This is a genomic window from Chitinophaga ginsengisegetis, from assembly GCF_900168065.1.
In the GTDB taxonomy this organism is placed as follows: domain Bacteria; phylum Bacteroidota; class Bacteroidia; order Chitinophagales; family Chitinophagaceae; genus Chitinophaga; species Chitinophaga ginsengisegetis.
The window spans coordinates 2,223,398-2,241,776 of record NZ_FUZZ01000001.1 but is presented as its reverse complement, the minus strand read 5'-3'; the positions used below and the strand labels follow the sequence as shown (position 1 = coordinate 2,241,776).

General features: G+C 48.1%; 16 protein-coding genes and 1 pseudogene. 1 reads left to right on the top strand and 16 read right to left on the bottom strand.

Annotation, left to right across the window (positions count from 1 at the left end; genetic code table 11):
* Nucleotides 1–3: 3 nt before the first annotated feature.
* Together B5Z18_RS08915 and B5Z18_RS08910 are read right to left on the bottom strand one after the other, a co-directional pair.
* Complete coding sequence (locus B5Z18_RS08915; RefSeq protein ID WP_079469016.1) at nucleotides 4–1,974, bottom strand: hypothetical protein; 1,971 nt, start codon at nucleotides 1,972–1,974, stop codon at nucleotides 4–6.
* A 33-nt stretch (nucleotides 1,975–2,007) separates the two neighbouring features.
* The gene (locus tag B5Z18_RS08910) at nucleotides 2,008–2,670 is read right to left on the bottom strand and encodes an oxidoreductase (RefSeq protein ID WP_079469015.1); all 663 of its coding nucleotides are present in this window, start codon (nucleotides 2,668–2,670) and stop codon (nucleotides 2,008–2,010) included.
* A 73-nt stretch (nucleotides 2,671–2,743) separates the two neighbouring features.
* Between B5Z18_RS08910 and murB the strand changes: the two genes are divergently transcribed.
* Nucleotides 2,744–3,760, top strand: a complete 1,017-nt coding sequence (gene murB, locus B5Z18_RS08905; protein WP_079469014.1) for a UDP-N-acetylmuramate dehydrogenase — start codon at nucleotides 2,744–2,746, stop codon at nucleotides 3,758–3,760.
* 219 nt (nucleotides 3,761–3,979) lie between these two features.
* Here the strand turns inward: murB and B5Z18_RS08900 are convergent, their stop codons facing one another.
* The 14 genes and pseudogenes from B5Z18_RS08900 to B5Z18_RS08835 all read right to left on the bottom strand — a co-directional run bounded on the left by B5Z18_RS08900 (nucleotide 3,980) and on the right by B5Z18_RS08835 (nucleotide 18,366).
* Complete coding sequence (locus B5Z18_RS08900) at nucleotides 3,980–4,948, bottom strand: YpdA family putative bacillithiol disulfide reductase (protein ID WP_079469013.1); 969 nt, start codon at nucleotides 4,946–4,948, stop codon at nucleotides 3,980–3,982.
* A gap of 15 nt (nucleotides 4,949–4,963) precedes the next feature.
* A complete protein-coding gene (locus B5Z18_RS08895) occupies nucleotides 4,964–5,659 on the bottom strand; it encodes a type 1 glutamine amidotransferase (protein ID WP_079469012.1) in 696 nt (231 codons plus the stop codon).
* A gap of 38 nt (nucleotides 5,660–5,697) precedes the next feature.
* Nucleotides 5,698–6,579, bottom strand: a complete 882-nt coding sequence (locus tag B5Z18_RS08890; protein WP_079469011.1) for a class I SAM-dependent methyltransferase — start codon at nucleotides 6,577–6,579, stop codon at nucleotides 5,698–5,700.
* Nucleotides 6,580–6,693: 114 nt separating this feature from the next.
* On the bottom strand, nucleotides 6,694–7,650 hold the full coding sequence (locus B5Z18_RS08885; protein ID WP_079469010.1) for a YeiH family protein: 957 nt from the start codon (nucleotides 7,648–7,650) through the stop codon (nucleotides 6,694–6,696).
* Between the two features lie 95 nt (nucleotides 7,651–7,745).
* A complete protein-coding gene (locus tag B5Z18_RS08880) occupies nucleotides 7,746–8,585 on the bottom strand; it encodes a hypothetical protein (RefSeq protein WP_079469009.1) in 840 nt (279 codons plus the stop codon).
* A gap of 74 nt (nucleotides 8,586–8,659) precedes the next feature.
* Nucleotides 8,660–9,037: a hypothetical protein gene (locus tag B5Z18_RS08875; protein WP_079469008.1), complete on the bottom strand. Its 378-nt coding sequence runs from the start codon at nucleotides 9,035–9,037 to the stop codon at nucleotides 8,660–8,662.
* A gap of 96 nt (nucleotides 9,038–9,133) precedes the next feature.
* On the bottom strand, nucleotides 9,134–9,712 hold the full coding sequence (locus B5Z18_RS08870; protein ID WP_079469007.1) for a hypothetical protein: 579 nt from the start codon (nucleotides 9,710–9,712) through the stop codon (nucleotides 9,134–9,136).
* A gap of 63 nt (nucleotides 9,713–9,775) precedes the next feature.
* Complete coding sequence (locus tag B5Z18_RS08865) at nucleotides 9,776–10,207, bottom strand: phosphohydrolase (RefSeq protein ID WP_079469006.1); 432 nt, start codon at nucleotides 10,205–10,207, stop codon at nucleotides 9,776–9,778.
* A 56-nt stretch (nucleotides 10,208–10,263) separates the two neighbouring features.
* A pseudogene (nagB, locus tag B5Z18_RS08860) lies at nucleotides 10,264–12,195 on the bottom strand (glucosamine-6-phosphate deaminase); the annotation flags it as partial.
* Nucleotides 12,196–12,430: 235 nt separating this feature from the next.
* A complete protein-coding gene (locus B5Z18_RS08855; protein ID WP_200817218.1) occupies nucleotides 12,431–14,725 on the bottom strand; it encodes a beta-N-acetylhexosaminidase in 2,295 nt (764 codons plus the stop codon).
* A 20-nt stretch (nucleotides 14,726–14,745) separates the two neighbouring features.
* Nucleotides 14,746–15,513, bottom strand: a complete 768-nt coding sequence (locus B5Z18_RS08850) for an endonuclease/exonuclease/phosphatase family protein (protein ID WP_079469004.1) — start codon at nucleotides 15,511–15,513, stop codon at nucleotides 14,746–14,748.
* Nucleotides 15,514–15,520: 7 nt separating this feature from the next.
* Nucleotides 15,521–16,405 (bottom strand): alkaline phosphatase family protein, encoded by an 885-nt coding sequence (locus B5Z18_RS08845; protein ID WP_079469003.1) that lies wholly within the window; start codon nucleotides 16,403–16,405, stop codon nucleotides 15,521–15,523.
* An 85-nt stretch (nucleotides 16,406–16,490) separates the two neighbouring features.
* Nucleotides 16,491–17,246, bottom strand: coding sequence for a copper homeostasis protein CutC (locus B5Z18_RS08840; RefSeq protein ID WP_079469002.1), 756 nt, complete (start codon nucleotides 17,244–17,246; stop codon nucleotides 16,491–16,493).
* A 64-nt stretch (nucleotides 17,247–17,310) separates the two neighbouring features.
* Nucleotides 17,311–18,366: a glycosylasparaginase gene (locus B5Z18_RS08835; protein WP_079469001.1), complete on the bottom strand. Its 1,056-nt coding sequence runs from the start codon at nucleotides 18,364–18,366 to the stop codon at nucleotides 17,311–17,313.
* Nucleotides 18,367–18,379 lie beyond the last annotated feature (13 nt).

The window sequence follows — 18,379 nt, the reverse complement described above, 5'->3', positions numbered from 1 at the left end:
AATTTATTCTTTCACCAGTACCAGGTCCTGCTGCTGAAGCGTATGGATCCTTTCCAGCAACTGCCCGAATACGGCTTTACTGCTTCCGGAGAAATCTGTTTTTTTATACCACTCCAGTACAAAAATGCGCAGTTGATTGCCGTCCTGCTCACACCGCATTTTAAAACCCAACGCAGGATCAGCTCCTTTATCATTTATTTCTGCCGAAAAATCTTCCTTGTTCGCTACTTTATAACCCGCCGGCAGAGGAATGATCACGCGCCTTTCCTGGTAATAAGGAAAAGTAATCTGGACCGGCAGATCGCCCGGCGGAAGCGGGATATCCACTGGTATATTACCACCCAGTAAAGGACCAACGTGGATAACAATGCTGTTATTTTTATTTTCTACGGAAGATGTGGTAAGTAACGTACTGCTCAGCAACACAGGTTTATCCAGGGTGCGGTTATTAAACACTTCGTTTTCTGCTTTCACTTCCGTGGGTTTCCTGATACCCGGTTCAAACGGAAGGATGGCATTATATACCTGCAGCCGGCCTTCCGGTGTGCTGCCGGTACCGCCAAAGGCTGTTTTCAGGTTAGATGCAGGGTAGCCGCCAAAAGATTGCTTTACATCCCAGGTAGGATCTGTTACCGACCGGAGCGTAGCCTCGGTGGTAATGTTACTCAGGGTATACGGCGGCGCCGGCGTTTGAATAAAATCGGTCAGCACTTTGCTTTCTCCCGCCACCAGCGTATCACGGCAGCGCAATGCAGGAATACCGGTCCACAATGAGGGGTAACACGGAAAACGTGTATTCGTTTCCGTTGGCGCCAATGCCTGTTGCAATCCGGGGAAGTACAGCAATACATTGGTGGGCAGCTGCCGGTACACCAGCTGGCTGTCCATCAGTAAACTGTCGCGGGAAGTGGTGAACAATATCTGCGTGGGAATATTCAGCATATAATACACGGCATTCATCAAACGGGTAAACCCTGCTTTCTCTGCCTGCTTATTACGGATAATGGAAATGATATCCACCGTTTCGCCGGTTTCAGAAGGCTCTACCAGCCGGTAATTGGATTTGATAAATTGTTCTACCAGGTAGATCATCTGCGGAACTGGAATCCGTTGTTTCAGGAAAGGCCACTTCTGCAATTCTTTTTCCAGTTGCTTATATTCTGCTTTTGATACCGCCACAAAGGGGATATAACTATCTTCCCCAAACTTTTGCCAGGTCATACGTACGGTATCTTTTCCTTCTATTGCCTGCTTCAATCCGAAATCAATCCGTTTCAGTTGCGGCAGGTAAAAATACAGGTCGCTGTTGGGTAGCGCCGGCATATTCTGCATGCTTAACTGGTAGTAGTGGTTGTTACCGGCAATACTGTCCTGCAACGCGGGTAAACCGGCGCCGGGCTTCACCATAAAATCAAGCGTTTTTGGCGCTATCAGCACAAAGCTAAGCTGGTTGCAGGGAATGCCGGACTGGAGGTAGTCGGTGCCGGCGTAATCGTACTGTACTTTCAGGCTCAGCTCATACTCAATTTCACAGCCGGCTTCCAGCACGAGGTTGTTAGCCACTATTGCTTTCCGTTCGCGGTCCATTTCAATCATCCTTACCTGCTCGTTCAGGCTGGTCACGGTGCCACCGGGATGTATCACCCGGATACGTAAGCCACGCAAGGCTTCGCTGGGTTCCATCGACATTACCAGGCGGGTGAGGCTATCCGCCGCACGCTGTGTGTTTACCTTTATATTTTTGTACAGTGTTTTATAGTGCGAAGTGGCTTGTGCTTTATCACGCGGACTTACATTAAAATCCCTGACCATTCTGTAATCCACGATCGTGTAAGGAGCATCGGTAGATGGAGTGGTATGCAGCTGTGGATTATCTTTCCATATCTCAGGAAAGTAGCTGTTTACCTGCGCCTGCATAGATAGCGGCAGTATTGCAATACCTGCAACAGCCAGAAGAAGGACCCATTTTTTCATACGGGTTAAAGATAAGACTCAAATTCCGGATTTTCACGACTCGCCCATGCTCTGAATAGCATCCGATTCATAGATGCTCACGCCTTCATCATTCTCCTTTGCTGCTATGATCATGGCATTGGCAACGGTTGCCGCTTTGATGCCCCGGTATTTTTTCCATCTTCCCTGTAATAAAAAATAAAAAAGCTGGATAAGATATCTGCCGATCCATTCGCCGAATCTGAATTCTTTACGCTGACCTATCAGCACCGAAGGCCGGAAGATATTCACGCTGTGGAAACCCACTTTCTGAATGGCTTCTTCTGTTGCTCCTTTTGTACGCAAATAAAAGTTGCGGGAGTTAGGATTGGCGCTGACAGAAGACATCAGCAGGAATTGGGTGACGCCCTGTTCCTTTGCAATCCGGGCACATTTCACAGGAATATCATAATCCACTGCCCTGAAACGTTCCTGGCTGCCGGCCTTTTTGATAGTGGTACCGATACAGCAAAAGAGAATGTCCCCATGCAGCGCCGCCGCCAGGCTCTCTTCATCTTCAAAGTCCACAATGATGCTTTCCAGTTTTGGCCTGGCATGCGCCCAGGGCCGCCGCACCAGTACCTTCACTTTACTGAAGGCCGGGTCGTGCAGCAGGGCTGCCACCAGGTGGGTGCCGGTGAGTCCTGTTGCGCCTATTACAATCGCCGTTTTATTCATGAAACTGGATTATAGGATTTATGATTTCTAAATGATTTGCGGCTATCTTTGCTGACCATAAATTTAAGTTATTATGCAGGTATCAGAAAATGTTCTGCTCAAATCATATAATACTTTCGGTATCAACGCCACTGCACGTTATTTCGCGTCCTTTTCCTCCGCGGAAGAGCTGAAGTCGTTCACAGAACATCAACAGCAGGATGGCCTGCCCCAGATGATCCTGGGCGGCGGCAGCAATATCCTGTTCACACAGGATTTTAACGGCTGGCTGCTGAAAAATGAAATCAAAGGCATCACCGTTACCGGGGAAGATAACGACTACGTATATGTGAAAGCAGGCGCAGGAGAGAACTGGCACGGGTTTGTGCAACACTGCATCGCGCAAAACCTCGCCGGCCTTGAAAACCTCTCCCTGATACCAGGTAACGTAGGCGCCAGCCCCATGCAGAATATCGGCGCCTATGGCGTGGAAATAAAAGATGTATTTTATGAACTGGAAGCCCTGCACCTGAAAGATCACAGCATCGTTACTTTCAATAATGCCGATTGTCATTTCGGTTACCGCGAAAGCATCTTCAAAAAAGAATATAAAAACCAGTTTGCTATTTTATCCGTTACTTACCGGTTAAGCAAACAACCGCATTTTAATACCAGCTACGGCGCTATCAATGAAGAACTCCAGCGTATGAATGTGCAGGAGCTTTCTATCCAGGCCATCAGCCAGGCAGTGATAAACATCCGTTCTTCCAAATTGCCCAACCCCGCAGAAATAGGGAATGCAGGTAGTTTCTTTAAAAACCCTACCGTTACCAAAGCCGTGTATGAACAACTGCACGCAGCGTTCCCCGCTATGGTAGCCTACCCCGTGGCAGATGAACATTTCAAGCTGGCCGCCGGCTGGCTCATTGAACAATGCGGCTGGAAAGGATACCGTAACGGCGATGCCGGCGTACACGCCAGGCAGGCGCTGGTACTGGTGAATTACGGTCATGCAAAGGGAAGCGAAATTTACCACCTGTCCCAGCAGGTAATGGATAGTGTAAAAGAGAAGTTTGGGGTGGAGCTGGAGCGCGAGGTGAATATTGTTTAGGATCGCCGCGGATTTTGTCTTTCTCAGGATTAAACTGATTCAACTGATTTCGTTGATTTTATTTTTGGGATTTTATAAATGATTTTGGGAGATATAAACGAATATTTTCGCTTATATCTCCCAAAATCAGTTTAAATCAAAAGTGATCAAATCAACGAAATCAGTTGAATCAGTTTAATCCTGAGAAAGACAAAATCCGCCAGCGCCGAAGGCGCTGCTCTACGCATTCGTTTTTATATGCTTCATAATCTTCTCCGCATGATCCCGCGAGTTTTCAATAAACCACACATGCGTGTTCATCCCGCCGCAAACCACGCCGGCTAAATAAATCCGCGGCATATTGGTTTCCATCGTTACCGGATTATACGCAGGTAGTTTGAGCTTATCATCCGATAAAGCAATACCGGACTTTTGCAGCAGGCTGAAATTAGGCTGGTAGCCGGTCATGGCGATAACGAAATCATTGGCAATGGTAACAGGACCATCGGGGGTGGCAATATCCACTTCTTTATCACGGATGGCGGTAAGCGATGAATTAAACCATGCTTTGACAGAGCCCTCTTTGATACGGTTTTCAATATCCGGGCGTACCCAGTATTTTACACGGGAGCCAATGTCTTCCTGGCGGATCACCATTGTTACGCGGGCGCCTTTACGGTAAGTTTCCAGTGCGGCATCTACGGCGGAGTTATGGGCGCCTATCACTACTACGTCCTGTGTGGCGTAGAAGTGAGGATCTTTGTAATAGTGCGTTACTTTGGGAAGCTCTTCGCCGGGTATGTTCAGCAGGTTGGGGATATCGTAAAAGCCGGTGGCAATTACTACATGCCGCGCATGATAAACACTTTTTCTGGTAGTAATCGTATATTCGCCGGCGTTAGGCGTTACCTGCTCCACTTCTTCAAACAGTTTTATATTCAGTTCATGCGAAGTGGCCACCCTTCTGTAATATTCCAGCGCCTCCGGCCGGGTAGGTTTCGGGTTGATGGACACAAAGGGAACATTACCAATTTCCAGCCGCTCAGAGGTAGAGAAAAAAGTCATGTACAACGGGTAGTTGTACAGGGAATTCACCACACAACCTTTTTCAAGGATAATATAGCTTAACCCCGCTCTTTTGGCTTCCAGCCCACAAGCGAGACCAATAGGTCCTCCGCCGATAATCAAAACATCAAACGCAGCAGTCATACAATCATATTTTATTTACAGCGCTGCCATATAATCCAGCAGGCGGTACATGGTTTCAGTGTTTTGCGTCAGCAGGTTCATATGCTGGCGGATCTTTTCTTCATTTTGCACAAACGGCCCGCCGGCTGCAATGGCGCCGGCGCCGTGCAGGATCATTTCCTGCAAACTTTCTGCCGTTAATTCCATATGGAACTGGAGGCCAATTACGCGGTCGCCGTAAATGAATGCCTGGTGGCTGCAGGCTGCGGAGGCTGCAAAGCGGGTAGCGCCTGCGGGCACATCAAAGGTATCGCCGTGAAAATGAAAGGTATTAAAATGATGGGGCAGCACTGTTTCCAGTGGAGCTGCCTGACCCTGGAAGGTGAGGTCCAGCGGGAACCAGCCGATTTCCGGCTGCGTATGCGGGTATACGTTAGCGCCGAGAGCCGCCGCAATCAGTTGTGATCCCAGGCAGATGCCCAATACTTTTTTATTTTGTTGGATAGCTTCCCGGATAAGGGCTATTTCGGTGGTCATCCACGGATGATGATCCTGTTCATACACGCCCATGGGTCCACCCATGATGATGAGCCAGTCCGCCGTTGCAAGCGCGGTAGTGTCGGTGCTTTCATACCAGCGGGTATAGGTTACCTGGTGCTGATGACTGCTGGCCCAGCCGGCAATGCAGCTGAGTCCTTCAAAAGGCACATGTTGAAAGTAGTGAATATGCATATGCAGAACGCTAAAATGATGCACCGAAGATACGGCTGCTATTTCACTTCTGCTCTTACTACTCTTAAATATTCATAGCCTTTCATCTGCTTGCTCTTTTCTCCGAAATATTTTGCGCGGTAATCCCCGCCGCCGCCATCATAGTGCAGTTTCATATGATGTAATTCCAGGAAGGCATACAATTCTGCCGGACGGATACCGAAATCCCAGTTCTCACCGGCACGGCTTAGCAGCTTATTTATACGCACAAATCCATAAAATGCGGTTGGATTTTCCAGCACTGCTTTTTCTACATAGGTAAAGATGATCTGTGTACCCGGACTAAAATTTTTGACATGATGGAAAATTGTTTCCGCCTGTTTGGCTTCCTGTTGGGTGGTGATTCCTTCCCAGAGGAACAATGTTTTTAAATGTGCGCCGTAGAAGAGTTCCGGGAATACTTCAGAGATCTGTTGCGTGTTCAGATCCAGCTGCACATAATCCACATGAATGGTTGGTAATCCTACCAGTTCCGAGAGTATTTTCTTCTTGGTATACTGAAGTGTTGGGTGATCCATTTCCACATAATGCAGTGGTACACCAACATTCAGGCGATGCGCCCTCGTATCAAAAGTAGCGTTGAGAATAATTACCTGGTTAATACCCTGCGATCTTACCGCATGAATGATCATGTCGTCAATCAGCCTTGTTCTGGCAACAGCGGCGGTGAAGCTGCCGGGCCAGCGGAACTGTATACAGGCAGTAACTATTTTCCTGATGAAAGCAATCGTGCAACCCGCCAGTAAGATCTGATAGAATCTTGACAGAAACGCGCTGGCAAACGGATCATACAACAGGCGCTCTTTCTCAGGTTTCGTACTTTCTATTGCCCGGAATGCAGCCATATAAGTGCCGGATTTGGTAGCAGGAGACCGGCTCATAAATTACGTGTAGTCATCTTGGTTATTGAGATAAATGATGCGAGTATCACAAATGATCGATGATCAAATATATGTAAAAATGAGAATAGGATTATCACGGGATTTTCCCCGGTATCAGGCCAGGCAGCAGATGGCCAGCAAGGTTCCGGCACTGATCAATACCCATAGTATTACCCCGTGGATCAAGGGTTTGCGGCCGATTCCACGCAGCGCCTCGCGGCTGAGATTGGTGCCTATCAGGAACAGGGTGAGCGACAAACCAGTTTTGGCGCTTTTTACCAGAAAGGGGCCGGCCTGCTGAAACAACGGTACCCAGGTATTAAGCAGCATGGCAGCGATGAACACGGCAATAAACCACGGGATCCTGATGTTGCCCGCATCTGTTTTAAACAACAGGGTGGTAATGAACGCCACGGGAACAATCCACAGGGCGCGCGACAGTTTCACGGTGGTAGCTATTTGCAACGCCTCTTCACCATATTTGTTGGCGGCGCCTATTACAGAGCTGGTATCATGAATAGCGATGGCGCTCCACAGACCAAACTGTTGCTGGGATAAATGCAGCCCGTGGCCTACTGCCGGGAAAATAAAAAGGGCCAGTGCATTCAGCAGGAAGATGATGCCCAATGCCACGGAAACCTGTTTCTCACCGGCTTTCATCACTGGTGCAATGGCGGCTATGGCACTGCCGCCGCAGATGGCGGTACCGCAGGAAATAAGATGAGCGGTTTTTTTATCAATCCCCAGCAGCTTGCCCAGCACGGCTCCTGTTAGTAAGGTACCGGCAATGGCAGCAATTGTAAAAAGAAATCCTTCGCTGCCGGCTTTCAGCGCGCTGTGCACATTCATGCCAAAGCCCATTCCTATAATTGACAGCTGCAGCAGCCAGTGGGTAATGCGTGGTGTTACTGTGGTGAAAGGATTACCGCTGGTTTGCGCCAGGGCGAATCCCAGCAGCAGCGCCACTGGCGGGGTTACTATCGGCAGCAGCGTAATAGCTGCTGCGGTGAGGAATATAATTTTCTGCGTGTTCTCCGGTAGCCAGGTGGCCGCTGTCTTCTCTTGTTGCATACACGAAACGTTTGTAATTGGATTACAAAGGTCCGTATCACAGGCCCGGAAGTCAAATGTCTATAAGTGATAGGTGATAACCAAAAGTTATGGACTTAATCAACAGAGAGAATGAACTTGTTGAACTTCACGGCGAAATCTTCTTTCAGGCTTTTATCGATGCCGTTGAGATAGTTGACAGTAAAGCCGCGTTGCAACCTGCGCGGAGTGCCGCCATCGAGTTGAATGGGCCGGGAGTGCAGCACGCCTATGAGTTGTTTTCCCTGGAAAACAAGGGCCAGGCGATACAACGGGCTGGGATCATCAATACCGCTTTCATAATTGAAATACAGTACATAGGGCTTGAGGGTGGTTTCTTCTTCCAGTTTGAAATTGTGGATAAAGGGTTCCATATCAGCGGCGCTTCGACCAGTATGTTGTTTCAGGTAGCTGCTTAAAGCAGATTCAATGATGGTGCCGTTACGGATACTTTTCTTTTGCGTATAGCCGTTAATGGTAGCCCACATCTTTTCCCCGTTGGTGGCTACGGGCAGTTTGATGTCGCGTTGCAGTACGCCTGCATCCACGCCATTTACTTTTATTTTGCGGCCCTTGTGAAAAAGGGGTTTGCTGAATTCATCTTTCGTAATATCAAAATCCACGCTTACCGGATACCAATCCTTTTTCACCGGCGCACAACGCAGGGGGATATAATCTACCAGGGTAACCAGTGGTTCTCCGCCGGGATTATTCAGTATGGTGGCAGCGCCGTTAATTCTTTCGCCAACAATAGGAGCCTTGCTACGGGCAGGTTTGGTAGCAGTTTCGGTAGCATTTTTTTTATTGTTTTTTGCAACGTTTTCTTCGTTATCGTATTTGCCTGGCTTGTTATCCAGGTTGCACGATACCAGTAATACTGCCAGTGTGAGGCAGGATAAATATTTATTGAGATACATATGAAAGTTACTGTTTTACGGGAATGGAAGGACTCCGGCTTCCATCCGCTGCTGCACCTGCACAAAGATTAGGCCTAGAATTCCGTGAATATAACGGTGTCGCCTATCTGCAGGCGGCGAACCTGTTTCATGGTGGAAAACGGGTCCAGCGGCGACCAGTCCTGCGCCGTATAAAGCTGTATGTTTTTACCCGTCAGTTCGTGTTCCAGTGTTTTTAAAGAGAGGCTGGTATTGGTTTTACGGGAGATGTAATAGATCCTGGGATCTTCCTTCAAATGGATAATAATGCCGGGAGGACCCGCTTTAATTTCCTTTACCACTCCGGTGATAGCAGTGCAGTGCTTCTTATCTGCCTTATGGGCAGAGGGAATACCGGAAATAAGCAATACCAGTATTAAAGTGGCTACCAGCAATAATGCGGTAGCGCCTTTTTTGTTGGCTTGTTTTTTCATGATCCGTTGGCGTAAGTCAGGTTAGATACAGCGGACTCAATTTACAAAATATATGCATTAAAAAAGCAGGCCGTAAGCCTGCTTATATTCAAGGTGTTATTTTTCTTTTTTATCACTGGCTTCCTCATCCCATTCATCATCTTCCTCCCAGTCTTCATCCTCTTCCCAGTCATCGTCTGCCTCGTCATCATCAATCAGCAAACTTTGTTCTGAGCCGGGTTCTATGTGGTTTTCCCGCCAGTGGGCCACAATTTCATCTGCTTTCTTTTGCACAGGGGCAAAGTCGCTGATTACTGAACCTTCAAATTCAACTTCCACATCGGGTAGAGCCTGAAGGGCATTGAAGCAGTCCTGGAGGAGACTGATAGTTACGGGAGCGTTGCGTAAAGCGCTGTAAGATAGCCGGATAGCGTCGAAAGGGCCGCTGTTATGAAATACTTCCTCCCCGTTGATCATGGGGAAAAGCCATATCAGCACGTCGTCGCCTGATTCTTCGCTGTTAAGGATACCAAAAAAATCATCGAGTTGTTCAAAACCCAATGGGGCCAGCTGTGCGAATGCTTTGTTCCTGGCCGGAAATTTAGGATGCTCTTCTCCTGTAATTAAGAATAATTCACCGAACCTGGGCTTCTCTTTTGCAGCAAACCTAAAGTCAATGAGGATATCGTTTTCCATTGATGGCTATTCTGTTTTCTACTGTAATTTAATAGTTTAATCGGAAGGCGTTGAAAAAATATTCTACTGGATAACGGCGGCCGCTATCCGGCGGTAAGCGTGCAGGTATTTGTTCAGGCGGGCAATATCTTTTTCCTTTACGTCGGTCATACGTCTGATATCCATGTTGTCTGTAAGGTCGTTGAGTTTAACCATACAGGCCAAACGGTTCTGAAGGGTACGGTCCACAAAGTGGTCGTAGTCTTCGTCCTCATCCAGTTTGGTCACACAGTAAAGAGCGGCCAGCAGGTGAGGGGCCAGTCCTTCCTGTTCAAGGGCTTCAAAGGTCCAGCTGGTGTCTTCTACCACATCGTGCAGCACCCCTACAATCTTTTCGTCTTCAGTGCGGCCCATTTGCATTACACGGAACACATGCCCTATATAAGGCTGCCCGTATTTGTCTACCTGGTCTTTATGGGCGGTGGTAGCTATTTCTATGGCTCTGCTCAGATTCATATAAAAAAATAAAGGGACTGCGATGGTTATCACAGTCCCCTAAAATTATGATTTATTTACATAAAATGGTAACGTACAAATGCTTCCATAGCGGCATACTTCTGTAAACCTAAACGGTCGTACAGGTCGGCGGTGTTGGCGTTACGGTCTTCAGCACGCTGCCAGAATTCGCGGAGATCGGTTCCCTGGAAAGGCACCACATCCTTCTGACTCTGGTGAATGAAGATACCAAGACGCTTCTGCATCACCTGGTCAGGGCTCATGGGAACAGCCATTTCAATTTCATGTATTTCCCACTCCTGCCATGCGCCTTTATACAGCCATACCCAGCAATCTTTGGCCCAGTCTTCTGTTTTCACAATTTCCAGTGCAGCAAAGATGATGTCCAGGCACACCTTATGCGTTCCATGCGGATCGGCAAGGTCACCGGCGCAGAAGATCTGTTGCGGCTTCAGCTTACGCAGCAGCTCTACAGTCAGCGCCACATCTTCTGGTCCCATTGGTTTCTTTTCCACCAAACCGGTTTCATAGAAAGGCAGGTTCATGAAATGGGCGTTTTCTTCCGCAATACCTACATAACGACAGGTAGCTTTTGCTTCGCAACGACGGATCAAACCTTTGATAGCGCGGATTTCAGCAGTATCTTTCTGGCTTGGCTTCTTGGTGCGGATAAATGCTTTTGCTTCATCCAGGATCAGGGAGCTTTTGCTTTTATCGATGTCGAACATACCTTCAAAACCTACGGCAAAGTCGATGAAACGCAGCAGGAACTCATCTGTTACGGCGATGTTGCCGGAAGTCTGGTAAGCTACGTGTACATCATGTCCCTGTTCGTGCAGGCGGATGAAAGTACCACCCATAGAAATGATATCATCATCAGGATGCGGGGAGAAGATCAGCGCACGCTTTTTAGCGGGTTCTGAACGCTCCGGGTGGTTTGGTAACTGTGGACCAGGCTTGCCACCAGGCCAGCCGGTAATGGTATCGCGGATGGCGTTAAACTCTTCGATATTGAGCTCATAGGCAGAACCATACTGTACGATCAGGTCGTTCAAACCGTTTTCGTTATAGTCCTTGTCAGTGAGCATCAGGATAGGCTTGTTCAGTTTCAGCGCCAGGCTGGTTACTGCTTTGCGGATCAGGCCCGGAGTCCATTCGCAGTCGCCGGTGAGCCACGGTTCATTGAAACGGGTCAGTTCAGCTGCTGCCTGTTCATCAATGATAAACTTGCAGTTAGGATGCTGTTGCAGCAGGGAAGCAGGTACCTGGTCGGTGCTGTGTCCTTCTACAGAACGGCGAACGATTTTGGATTTATGCGAACCCCACGCCATCAGTAAGATGCGTTTTGCCTTAAAGATGCTGCTAAGGCCCATTGTAATAGCCAAACGGGGCACCTGGCTCATATTCGGGAACTCATACGCATTGGCCAAACGGGTGCTGTTGTCCAGCGTAACGAGACGGGTGTGTGAATTGATATTAGCGCCTGGTTCGTTGAAGCCAATGTGGCCGTTGTTACCAATACCCAGCACCTGGATATCGATACCGCCTAATTCTTCAATACGTTTGTCGTAAGCCTCACAATATTTCTTGATCTGATCCTTTGGAATGGTACCATCCGGAATGTTGTACTGACCTTCAGGGATATCAACATGATTGAACAGGTGTTCTTTCATAAAGCGGTTGTAGCTCTGTAAAGCATCCGGCTCTATAGGATAATATTCATCCAGGTTAAAGGTGATGACGTTCTTAAAGCTGAGTCCTTCTTCTTTGTGCAGACGTACTAATTCTGCGTACAGATATTTAGGAGTAGAGCCGGTGGCCAATCCTAAAATACATTTTTGGCCGGCAGCCTGCCTTTCGCGGATCAGCGCGGCAATTTCCTGTGCTACTGCTTTGGAACCCTCTTTGGCAGAAGGATGTATTTCCACAGCAATTTGTTCAAAGCTGTCGATCAGTTCGATTTCCTGATGATTAATCGTCATTTGTAAACGTTTTTGATTAGATGCGGTTTAAAAACGAGCCGGAAAATTAAAGAATTTACTGCTAATGCGCATTATTATTTAGCAATATTTAAATTATATTTCTTTAGCTTGTTATAAACCATTTAATATTTGATCTCGTTAATATGTTTAGCACACAGCGGTTGAAGGCCGTATCATATATTTTGGTGTAGGAGTCATAAAATGAAAACCGTTCCGCATTTGCCGGGACGGTTTTCGATTTTTAGTTTATGATAAACTCATCTGCAAACAACCATGCGCCATTGCCTGCTCCTGCTGCACCGGCAGGGATCTTACCAAAGTTCTGCATCTGCACTTTTACAAAACGGCCGCGAACAGCCTGCAAATGGCCTCTTACCTTATTGATGCCCTGCTGTGCAAAAGTGTTCTGTTTGTACACTTCCTTATAGCTTTTACCATCGTCAGATACGGAGAACACTACCTGCTTCGGTGGGTAGATCCAGTCGCCCTTCACATTAATCGTATTAATGCCTACCAGGTGAATATCCTGTACACTGTCCAGTTCCACTATTGCTTCCATATCCGTTCCTTTAAAGCCAAACCATTCGTTATCGTTGTAAGCAGCATTGCCTTCCACGCCATTTACCAGGGTAAAGTCGCTGGCAGGGCGGTGAGCTGCATCCGCTGCAGAAGCCATGCTTACCTTTTTAGCCAGTCCTTTGTGAAACAGGAACGTTTGATCGTACTCGTTGCCAAAAGGTTTGCCATCCAGGAATACCTGCGCACGGAGCGTTCCGCTGCGGGTAATTTGTACAGGCGCTGTATAAGGAGTCGCCTGAGGGGTAGGAGCAGTACTATCGGTAGTGAAAAATATTTTACCGCCATCCAGTTTTGAATTCAGTACTACAGCCACGCCGCCTTTGCCATTATCGGTTACTTTGCCGGTAACTTCAAAAACATGTTTGGCATAATTTACCTTCTTCAGGTCCAGCCTTTTTACATGTACTTTCAAATGGTCTACAAAGCTGTCGTAGTTACGTTTATCCTTTGGCGACCACAGTACTTCTGATAATGCGGCTGCACGCGGGTATACCATGTATTCCAGGTAATTGGTATTGTTGATGTATTCTGTCCATACGTTGGCCTGCGCACCTTTGATGTATTTAGCTTCATCGCTGCTCAGTTCCGCCGGAATGGGCTCGTAGGAATACACCTGGCTCACCGGCAGGAATCCGCCTATAGCCAGTGGTTCATTCGAGCCTTTGGACTGGTAGTGGTCAAAGTAGCAGAATTCGCCCGGCGTCATTATCACATCATGCTTTTGTTTGGCTGCTGCAATACCGCCTTCAATGCCTCTCCAGCTCATTACGGTAGCATTGGGAGCCAGGCCGCCTTCCAGGATCTCATCCCAGCCAATGATCTGCCGTCCTTTGCTGTTCAGGTATTTCTCCATCCGCTGAATGAAATAGCTCTGCAACGCATGTTCATCTTTCAAACCTTCCTGCTTCATACGCGCCTGGCATTTAGGACATTTTTCCCAGCGTACTTTGGGAGATTCGTCTCCGCCGATGTGGATATACTTGCTCGGGAACAACGCCATCACTTCATCCAGCACGTCCTGTAAGAAAAGATAAACGCTGTCGTTGCCGGCGCAGTATACATCATCGTATACGCCCCAGCGGGTGCCTACTTCATACGGGCCACCGGTGCAGCCCAGGTTGGGATACGCGGTAAGCGCTGCAAGTGAATGCCCCGGCATTTCAATTTCAGGAATCACCGTGATGAAGTGATCAGCAGCATACTGCACTACTTCTTTCACCTGCTCCTGTGTATAAAAGCCGCCATAAGGTTTGCCATCGTATTTATTGTCGGCATAACGGCCGGCCATTGTTTCTTTTCTTTTGGAAGCCACTTCCTGCAGGCGCGGGTATTTTTTGATTTCAATACGCCAGCCCTGGTCCTCTGTCAGGTGCCAGTGAAACGTATTCATCTTGTGCATCGCCATCAGGTCGATGTATTTCTTTATAAAATCAACAGAAAAAAAATGGCGGCCCACATCCAGGTGCAGCCCGCGGTAAGCGAAACGTGGCGCATCAGTAATATTAACACCAGGTATAAACATGGCGCGCGCTTTTTCTACCGGCAGTAACTGGATCAGCGTCTGTACGCCATAAAAGGTACCGGCGCCGCTGTTGCCTTTGATGGTAATGTGGTTGTGATCTGCAGTAAGCGTATATCCTTCTGCGTTAGTAGTGTCATTGCCGGTTTGTAACAGGATGGCATTCTTATCTCCCTGTTCTTTTACCGCCAGTTCATACCCGGTTAATTCTTTGAGCCAGGCATTAAATAAAGCGGCTGTTTTTTTGTCGCTTTCATTATTGGCAACAATCACCGTTTGCTTGTCCAGTAAAAAAGAATCAGCTGTTTCGCTGACACTGGCAGGCATAGGAATGATGCTCACACTGCCTTTGGGGGCAACGGGCTGCTGAGTGGTACAACTCCACAGTCCTGCTGCTGCCATCAGTAAGCACAGGTGAATTACTCTTTTCATTGTCATATAATGGATTGTTTTTTCTCTTATTTCATTTCAAGTTCACACAACACCGGGCGATGATCGGACGCTACTGTTTCTTCAATGATACGGGCGCCGGTGATCGTCCACCGGTGTTTGGGAGCAAGCATGATATAGTCCAATTTTATTGTTGGTGAATCAGCAGGAAAGGTTGGTCCCATCTGGCTGGTGGCGTCCGCAAATACCTGTTTGAGCACATTGATTTCCTTTGAAGCAGGCGGGGCGTTGAAGTCGCCCGCAATAATCACAGGAGTGGCCGTTGCCTTGAAATAGTCTGCCAGTGCGTTGGCCTGTGCAATGCGGTCGGTAGCCTTTTTGCCTGCATCCAGGTGAGTGGTTACAAACTGCAGGGAGCTGTCTCCGGGGAGCCGAACGGTAACAATGCCGGCAGCCCTGGGTTCATTGCCTTTTGCAGAAGGTAACATCAGGGTAGTATTGTTGCTGATGGGAAAACGGGAAAGGATGCCGGTGCCATAACCGCCGCCGTCAAAATCCATTGATTTGGCAAAATACGTGTACATGCCGGTGATGGAGGCCAGTTCTTTCAGCTGATCACTTTGACTGGTGCGGCCGGTGGCGCTGTCTACTTCCTGCAGTGCCACCAGGTCGGGATTGGTGGCCAGTATTACATTGGCGATTCCCTGAAGATCCAGTACCTGTTTCATGTTTTCCCCGTGATGAATGTTGTAGGTGAGCACCTTTACTTTTTGCGTTTGCGCAAAAAGGACACTACCTGCAAAACATACCACCGTAAAAAGCAGCATTTTTTTCATATCAATATCATTTGAACGCTTCCGTCACTGGCCTTCCGGTCCACACCTGCGGTGTTTTCAACCCAAAGATCCAGGCAAGAGTTGCAGCAGTATCGTAGGTAACTACGCTGCTTTTAATCTCTTTGTTTTTTGCCACACCAGGGCCACGGATGATCCAGGGAATCTGCATTTCTTCCATCGTTTTGCCGCCATGTCCTTTCTTGATACCGCCATGATCAGCTGTCAGCAGGATAATCGTATTATCCCACATCCCTGCATCTTTCACTGCCTGCAGAATTTTTCCCAGCAACACATCATTCTTTGCTACCTGGTCGAAGTAAGGCTGTATATTATGACCAATATTATGCCCGGTTCCATCGGGTTCATCAAAATGGATGAACAGGAAATCCGGTTTCTTTTCTTTGATATAGGCTACAGATGCCGCAGTAGCCAGGCTGTCGTTGTCGTGTGTACCAAGATCTTTGTTTACCGCTGCTTTGGGAAACAAATAACCGATACCATCCCAGCTATAAATAACGCCTATCTCTGCCTTTGGTTTCTGTTCACGTAAAATGGTGTATATAGAAGGAAACATGCCATACTGATCCAGCTCGCGGGAAGGCAGTTCAGGTTTCCGGCTGTCCCATTCTGTATAACCGTGTACTTCAGGACCGGCGCCCATTACCATGGAGGCCCAGTTAACCGCACTGGAGGAAGGCAATACACTGCGGGCCTGTAAAGTCCACGCACCATCCTGCATCATTTGTTTCATATTGGGGTTGTTCACTTTCGGAAAACAGTAAGCGCCGAAGCCATCCATGCCTATCAGGATAACGTGCTTTACCCCTTTGATCTGTGCCTGCGCGAAGAATCCGCCAAGCAACAAACCTGTTACAATGATCAGTTTTTTCATTTCGTTGTTCACTTTTAAGCTAACATGCGTTAGCCCGTAAAATTAATACTGGGTTTTCAATAAATCTTTAGCTAAACATCGTGGGCTAAGATAGTAATGTTTTCTCGCCTATTTCACGGATTAATGTTACTTCTTTTTTCTGTGTGGCGGAGATGCCATATTCAGGAACGCCGGGAATGCCACCCATACTCACATTGGGATTGCGATAAGTCATCCCGCTTTCTTCATAGCCTTTTGCGGAAGTATGATATTCCGTAATACCGGTAGCGGTAATTAATTGTGCAATATTGTTGGCACGAACGCCGGAACCGGCCATAATGGCGATGCGGTCGTTAGCTCTTTCTACCAGCTCTTTCAGCAGGGAAGCGCCTTCCAGGGCGGTATTGTGTGCGCCGGAAGTAAGGATCCGTTCGCAACCAATGGAAATAATATCTTCCAGGGCTTCAAACGGGTTGTCTGTCATGTCAAAGGCGCGGTGAAAAGTAACGCCCATTGGCCACGCCAGGTCAACGAGTATTTTGCATCTTTGTTTATCCACCCGGCCATCAGGCAGGAGGATACCAATTACCACACCGTTGCAGCCCAGTAGTTTGCTTTGCTCAATATCGCGTTTCATCACTTCAAACTCCAGGTCGGAGTAAAGGAAATCGCCGCCGCGCGGGCGGATAATAGGGTAGAGGTCTATTTTTACTTTTTCCCTGGCCAGCGCAATGGTGCCATAGCTGGGCGTAGTGCCGCCTTCCAGCAGGTTGTCACAGAGTTCTATCCGGTTTGCGCCACCTTCTTCCGCAGCAATGCAGGATGCTACTGATCCTGCGCATATTTCGAGGGTGAAAGGCATAAAAAACAGCTTTTGAAATGAGGTACCAGTACAGGGATCAGTGATAACGGCTGATCCCTGCCTGCTAAAAATGATGTTTCCCGTCAATTAAAATATTGCTGGTATCACTGGTGCACACAGCATAGCTAAAGCCTTTCTGGAGGCAGTAAGCGCCATGTTCTCCTTTTTTATTGAGGGCCAGGAAACCAACCTGGATTTCTTTTGCTTTGGAAGGACTTCTTTTCACAATACGGTCTACCGCTTCTTTACATGCCTTTTCCGGTGGATAACCCTGACGCATCAGTTCCACCACCAGGTGGCTGCCTACTATTTTGATCACTTCTTCTCCAACACCGGTGCTGGTAGCAGCGCCCACTTCATTGTCTACATATAATCCTGCGCCGATGATGGGAGAATCGCCCAGGCGGCCATGCAGCTTAAAGGCCATGCCGCTGGTAGTGCAGGCGCCCGACAGGTTGCCGTCGGCGTCCATTGCTACCATGCCTATTGTATCGTGGTTGTATACATTCCCCGGCAGCATCAGCGGATTAAACGCAGTGGCGCCGTTGGAGGGTGTATACGATTTGTTTTCTATGTTGATGATGGGCTTATATTCTGATGTTTTCAGCCACTCTTTCCATGCTTTTTCTGATTCCGGCGTCAGCAGGTTTTCTTTCTGGAAGCCATTGGCCAGTGCAAACTGCAATGCGCCATCGCCTACCAGCATTACATGCGGCGTTTTTTCCATCACCAGGCGGGCTACTGAAATAGCATGGGTCACGTGTTCCAGCGCACCTACGGAGCCGCAGTTGCCATGTTCATCCATGATGCAGGCGTCGAGTGTAACACGGCCATCACGGTCGGGGTAACCGGAGAAACCAACGGTGTGGTTGTTGGGATCTGCTTCCGGTATCTTTACGCCGGCTTCCACAGCGTCGAGCGCGCGGCCGCCTTTTTTCAGCACCTCCCAGGCAGCAGCATTGGCCGCACGGCCAAAGTCCCAGGTAGATACTACAATCGGCTTTCCTTTTACGGGGCCGCGTTTCCCCTGCGAACGTGCAGGCGTTCCCGTTACTCCATCCAAAGAGAAAACAGCGGCGCTGAGGGCCGCTGTTTTCAGGAATGATCTTCTATTACTCATATAAAGCATTTTA